Origin of the sequence: Nonomuraea antimicrobica (genome assembly GCF_039536965.1) — a bacterium.
GTDB lineage: Bacteria > Actinomycetota > Actinomycetes > Streptosporangiales > Streptosporangiaceae > Nonomuraea > Nonomuraea antimicrobica.
This window is the reverse complement of record NZ_BAAAZP010000202.1, coordinates 24,834-30,835: the sequence shown is the minus strand read 5'-3', so window position 1 is coordinate 30,835 and position 6,002 is coordinate 24,834. Positions and strand designations below refer to the sequence as shown.

At 66.8% G+C, this 6,002-nt stretch carries 3 protein-coding genes and 3 pseudogenes; 1 reads left to right on the top strand and 5 read right to left on the bottom strand.

What is annotated here, in order from left to right; all coding sequences use genetic code 11:
* Nucleotides 1-124: 124 nt before the first annotated feature.
* The 5 genes and pseudogenes from ABD844_RS44565 to ABD844_RS44545 form a co-directional block, all read right to left on the bottom strand.
* A pseudogene (locus ABD844_RS44565) lies at nt 125-1,221 on the bottom strand (IS110 family RNA-guided transposase).
* Nucleotides 1,222-1,444: 223 nt separating this feature from the next.
* Nucleotides 1,445-2,188: pseudogene (locus tag ABD844_RS44560) on the bottom strand (IS256 family transposase); the annotation flags it as partial.
* 27 nt (nt 2,189-2,215) lie between these two features.
* Nucleotides 2,216-3,373, bottom strand: a complete 1,158-nt coding sequence (locus tag ABD844_RS44555) for an IS30 family transposase (RefSeq protein ID WP_425568759.1) — start codon at nt 3,371-3,373, stop codon at nt 2,216-2,218.
* A 52-nt stretch (nt 3,374-3,425) separates the two neighbouring features.
* Nucleotides 3,426-3,992: pseudogene (locus tag ABD844_RS44550) on the bottom strand (transposase); the annotation flags it as partial.
* A gap of 78 nt (nt 3,993-4,070) precedes the next feature.
* A complete protein-coding gene (locus tag ABD844_RS44545; RefSeq protein ID WP_425568758.1) occupies nt 4,071-5,606 on the bottom strand; it encodes an ISL3 family transposase in 1,536 nt (511 codons plus the stop codon).
* Between the two features lie 108 nt (nt 5,607-5,714).
* Between ABD844_RS44545 and ABD844_RS44540 the strand changes: the two genes are divergently transcribed.
* A complete protein-coding gene (locus ABD844_RS44540) occupies nt 5,715-5,882 on the top strand; it encodes a hypothetical protein (RefSeq protein ID WP_344893071.1) in 168 nt (55 codons plus the stop codon).
* Nucleotides 5,883-6,002 lie beyond the last annotated feature (120 nt).

Here is a 6,002-nt window from a genome sequence, read left to right as displayed (position 1 = left end):
CCCGACACCGCCGACACCCTCAAAGTCAAGATCGGCCCGTTCCCCGACCTCCAAGTCCCCATCCAGTAACGGCATCAGGGGGTGAGGGTGTGTCCAGTCAGTGGTGTATCTCGATTTCGTTTGATTAGCGGGTGGTCGGGGATGCTCCTATGGATGTCAAGTCGAGTGTTCTTGATCGTTTGATGTGATCAGCCCGTAGAGTTCGCGGGCGATGTAGCGCTTGAGGCAGCGGATGATCTCTTTCTTGGACAAGCCGTCTTGGGTGCGTCGTTCCATGTAGGCGCGGGTGCGGGGGTCCCAGCGCAGTCGGCATAGGACGACGCGGTAGAGGGCTGCGTTGGCTCGGCGGTCGCCGCCGCGGTTGAGGCGGTGGCGGGTGGTCTTGCCGGAGGAGGCGGGGATCGGTGCGACGCCGCACAGCATGGCGAAGGCGGCTTCACCATGCAGCCGGTCGTGGTTTTCGCCGGCGGTGACCAGGAGTTGGCCGGCGGTGTCGGTGCCCACGCCGTGGGCGGCGGTCAGACGGGGGTTGATCGCGGCCACCAGGGCATCCAGCAGTTCGTCGAGGTCGGCGATCTCGACGGTGAGTTGCTGGTGGCGGCGGGCTGGGGAACGCAGTGCGATCTGGGTGGCGGTGGCCGGGCTGGCGGCGTCGTCGCGGTCGGGGCGCAGGGCGGCGCAGGTGGCGATGAGTTTTGTGATCGACAGGCCGCGTAGCTGCTGGCGGAGCGCGTCGGGGGCGGTGATGATCAGGGCTTTGAGCCGGCGTTGGGTGTCGGCGCGCTGGTCGATGGCGCTGCGCCGGGCGATGCGCAGGTTGTGTAGCGCCTCGATGCGGCCGTCGCGCTGTTTGGGGGTGCCGGTCCGGTCGCCGGCGAGGGCGGTCTTGGCGGCGGCGATGGCGTCGATCGGGTCGGACTTGCCCTGGAAGCGGCGGGTCTTGCGGTTGGGCCGGTCGATCTCGATCACGTCGATGTGCTCGGCCTGGAGCAGGCGGGTGAGGCCGGCTCCGTAGACGCCGGTGCCTTCGACTCCGACCCGCCTCAGCTGCCCGAAGGCGCGCATCCAGTCCAGCAGGGCGCTGTATCCGGTGGGGGTGGCGGGGAACTGCTCGGTTCCCAGCACGCGTCCGACCAGGTCGATCACCGCTGCGGTGTGGGTGTCTTGATGGGTGTCCACGCCGCCGGCGACTTCGCTGATCGGCGCGTTCTCGGCTGTAATGGGGGTCATCGTCGTCCTGTCGTCTCGACCGGGGGCAGGGCGGCACGCACCAGCTAGGCGACGCGGACAAGACAGTGATGGGGCCTCTGGCCAGGCTCCTATGAAGTCACAGGCGCCACGTCCGGTGGGTGCATATGAGCGCTTCCCGGCCAGGGACGACAGATCCCGTTGAGGACCCGAGGTCAGTCAGGCGATGGGTCAGACCCTGGCGGGAAGCGCTCATCTACATCATCACTGTCAGGCGGCCTTCGAAGGTGATGGCGAAGGCGTTGAGAGCGGCTTTCCAGCGGGTGATCCAGCGTTTGCGGCCCTTGCCGGTCGGGTCCAGGCTCATGATCGCCATGTAGACGCACTTCAGCGCGGCCTGCTCGTTCGGGAAGTGGCCGCGGGCCTTGACCGCCCGGCGGATCCGCGCGTTCACGGACTCGATGGCGTTGGTCGAGCAGATCACCCGGCGGATCTCGGTGTCGAAGTTGAGGAAGGGCACGAACTCGGCCCAGGCGTCCTCCCACAACTTCACGATCGCCGGATACTTACCGCCCCAGAGTTCGGCGAACTCCAAGAAGCGCTCGAGCGCGGCCGCCTCGGTTGGGGCGGTGTAGACAGGCTTGAGGGCCTTGGCGATGGCGTCCCAGTGCTGGCGGGCGGCGTATCGAAACGAGGCGCGCAGCAGGTGCACGACGCAGGTTTGCACGACGGCTTGCGGCCAGATCTGCTCGATGGCCTGCGGCAGGCCCTTCAGCCCGTCGCAGACCACCATCAGCGCATCGCCGACGCCGCGGTTCTTGATCTCGGTGAGCACGTGCAGCCAGAACTTGGCGCCCTCGCCGCCGTCGCCGGCCCACAGCCCGAGGATGTCGCGTTCGCCATCGACGGTGACGGCCATCGCCACGTAGACGGGCCGGTTGGCGACCTGGCCGTCACGCAGCTTGACGTGGATGGCGTCGATGAAGATCACCGGGTAGACGGGGTGGTTTCCAGTAGTGGATGCGAACTAGCTGGTCAGAGCTGGTGTGAGCCATCCTCTCATGGCCTCGGTCGGTGTCTTGTCGCCGAGAACAAGACGGGGCCGGTGGTTGAGTTGGCAGGCGATCTCGCGTAGGTCTCGTGCGGTGTGTCGCGACAGGTCGCTGCCTTTGGGGAAGTACTGACGTAGCAGCCCGTTGGTGTTCTCATTCGTGCCGCGCTGCCAGGGCGAGTGTGGGTCGCAGAAGTAGATGTCGAAGCCCGTGAGCGCGGCGATTTCCTCGTGCAGTGTCATCTCCCGACCCTGGTCCCAGGTGAGGGTCCTGCGGAGTTGTTCGGGGAAGTCGGCGGTCTGAGTGATCAGCGCGTTGCGGACCTGAGGCGCCTTCCACCCGGAAGGCAGATGGATGAGCCGGGTGTAGCGCGTGACCCGCTCGACCAGAGTGCCGATGGCCGAGCCCTGTGCACCTCCGATGATCAGGTCGCCCTCCCAGTGGCCGACGGTGCTACGTTCGTTGACTTCCAGCGGCCGCTCCGTGAGCAGCTTCATATTCTTGATCGTGCTGGGATTCGGAACGCCACGGCGTTGCTGTCTGCGCCGCACGCGGCCAGTGCGCAGCCTGCCGGCCTGGCGGCCGAGCAAACCCGCGAACAGGCCGCGGTAGATGGTCTCCGGGCACACCCGCATCGCCGGGTTCTGTGGGTAGGTGCGAGTCAGGAACCGGGAGGTCTGCTGCGGTGACCACTTGTCCTGGAGCTTGCACCGGACCAGCGCCCGCAGCGATCGGCTGGCCTCGATCTTGACGGGCTTGGGGCGGCGGCGCCGTAGCAACGCCTGGTTGTACGCCCAGAACGGTTCGTAGCGACCGTCGGGCTTACTGCTCCGCTTGATCTCGCGATACACGCTCTGGAAGCTCTTGCCGATGGACGCAGCGATCTCTTTGACGTTTCGCCGGGCGAGCAGTCCATCGGCGATGGCGATCCGGTCATCCTGGGTGAGGAACCGTGACGCGACCGGTGGGTCATCGACGATCATGCTGCCAGCATCGATGAACCAGTTCGAGCCGCAGCTGGCCGACACGCCGATCACACGCGCGGCCGCCGCACCTTTGTACCCCTCCCGCAGCAGTTCGAAGTAGCGCTTGTTCACCGAAAGCGGCATCTTGTTGTGGGCCCACCGAGGCATCGAACATCCCCTTCTCAAGAACGTTCGCAATCACCGATGGAACTCAAGCGGCATCGAGCGGCCGGTTCTGCCATTCGGCCATCCCGTCCAGCACTTTGTCGGTGATGGTGGAGATGGTCTGCCTGGACACCTCGGCGCCGTACACCTCGGCCAGGTGCGCGGAGATCTCACCGGTGGTCAGCCCCTTGGCGGCCAGCGAGATCACCATCTCATCGACGCCGGACAGGCGGCACTGCCGCTTGCGCACGATCTTCGGCTCGAAGCTGCCGTCCCGATCGCGCGGCACGGTGATCTCGACCGGCCCGACGTCGGTGATGACGGTTTTGGAGCGGGTGCCGTTGCGGCTGTTGGTCGTCTCGCCGCCGGAGCGCTGGTGCTTGTCGTAGCCGAGATGGTCGGTGATCTCACCTTCCAGCGCGGACTCCAGCACCAGCTTGGTCAGCCGGCCCAGCAGCCCATTCTTGCCGACCAGTTCCACGCCCTCGGCGCGGGCCTGGTCGACCAGCCGGGCCACCAGCTCACGATCCGATTCCTTGGCCTTGATGTCCTTGGGCTGCTTGCGCGCCACGCCGGCGTCCTCCAGGTCGATCTCCGTCGATGCCTGGATCACAGTACTCATCAGGTGCGTTCTCCTTGATCAGGAGTTACACCAGTGACCGGACTCTGGCCCGTAATCGGTGGTGGCGTTAAGTGATCTTCACTGCAGCAGGATGCGGTGGCGCAGAAGGTCGAAGCCAGCACGGCCGTGCATCTGCCGCATGATTCTTTTCGTGCGGGTGTTGACGCCTTCGGTTCGACCGTTGTGGTGCGGAAGGGTGAGGGCGGCGTTCACGGCGGCGCGGTCGAGTTCGAGGCCGTTGGCGAAGCCGTGCAGGTGGGGAAGGTCAGCGGCTCGGAGGGTGGTGATCCAGGCGGTGAGCTTGGCGTCGTTGCCGTCGGCAGGGGTGAGCAGCGCGGCAAAGTCGCGAACATGGCGGGCGAGGGCGGTCAGTTCGGGGCAGGCTGCGGTAAGTTCCTGCACCAGTTGGGCGTCGCTCTCGCGTAGCCGGTCGGGGTGGGTGAGCAGGAGGCGTGCCAGGCGGCGCGGGGTGGTGATGGGCCGCTCTCCTTCGGCTCGGCCTTGGGTGATGTAGCGGTAGAGCAGATTGAGGCTGCCGGTGTAGCCGAGTTCTCTTATCTCACGAAACAACTGCTGGACTGGCACGGCGGGGTCGGTGGCGCGCCGCTCGCGCAGGTGATCGCGGTAAGGATCGACGAGGGTGGGCCGGTAGCGCGGAGCACGACGCAGGGCGTCCGGTTGGCGGGTGCGGGCATAGCGCTTGACGGTGTTGAGGGACAGGTTCAGGCGGCGGGCGCACTCCAGCAGGCCGACGCCCTTGTCCAGCAGGTCATGGATCTGCTGCCAACGCTCGCGGGTGGTCTGTTCGCGCACTCCGGCGGGCCGGGCCGGGTTAACCGTGGCCCAGCAGGCGCTGTGAGAACGAACCTCGGCGAGAGTCTTGCCGCACAAATTCGCCCACAGGTGCCACCGGTCGCTGACCTGCACCGCATCCGGCAGGGCACGTCGAATCGCCTCGCCATAAGCGCCCGACCCGTCGCGACAGACGATCTCGACCCCGGGGTGGAATCGCAGCCAGGCCTCCAGGACGTCAGCACCGCGGCCGGGCAGCACATCGATCCGCTCGCCGGTCTCGGCGTCGGTGAGGATGGTGGCGTAACGGTGGCGGCGCTTGAGAGCGAAGTCATCGACACCCAGCACGCGTGGGATCCGCAGCGGTGGCAGCGGCAACCGCATGAGCAGGCGCAGTGCCGTGGACCTGGAGACCGCGACGGCCAGGACCGCCGAGAGCCGAGCTCCTGCCCGGCCGGCCAGCTCTGTGACCACGGCGCCCAGTTGGCCCGTGAGCCGACGAGTTCGACGCTGGTAGCGCTCGAGCAGCCCGGGCACCTGCTCACGAAACGTCTGCCGGCCACATTCCCATACCGGGCAGAGCAGACGCCGTCCCTCTACCGACACCACCACCCGCCGACCCCCGATGGGGAGATCGGCCACCGTCCGCCTGTAGTAGCCGTGCACCCGCCCGGTCAGCGTCCCGCACACCGGGCACGGTACCGGCTCATCGCGCGTTCTGGCCATGACCCGAATGAGGTCGTCCTCGTCCTCCACACCCTCGATGACCAGGGCAGACAAACCCGCAAACACCACACCCGCAAGATCGTCGATCTTCGACATGGCCCAGACTGGCAGCTGATCACTCAGCGCCACCATCGATTACGGGACAGAGCCGCTCCGGCGAGGACGCGACCCACGACGGAGACTGTCGGTGACATACTTGCTGGCATGGACAAGGAGGACCCCACGTTCACGGCTCCGGACGAGGCTTCCGGTCCCGGGGCGGGCAGCGAGCGCCTGCGTCTGGTTCATGAGGCGATCGATGCCTGGCGGGCCTGCGGCCGGCTCCCTGGCGCCGCCCACGCGGGCTCGTCCGACGACGAGGAGCCGAGGTGACCACAAGCGACCCGGCACGCGCTGAGCACATCTGGTCCTGCCCAGTCGCCATGACCTGGACGGAATAGGCGCCGTTGCCTCAGTCCTCAGCATCACCGGCCGCCGGCCGGGAAATGCCGG

Coding starts and splice junctions, on each gene's coding strand:
- ABD844_RS44555 (WP_425568759.1), bottom strand. CDS start 3,373: ATGCCTCGGTGGGCCCACAACAAGATGCCGCTTTCGGTGAACAAGCGC.
- ABD844_RS44545 (WP_425568758.1), bottom strand. CDS start 5,606: ATGTCGAAGATCGACGATCTTGCGGGTGTGGTGTTTGCGGGTTTGTCT.
- ABD844_RS44540 (WP_344893071.1), top strand. CDS start 5,715: ATGGACAAGGAGGACCCCACGTTCACGGCTCCGGACGAGGCTTCCGGT.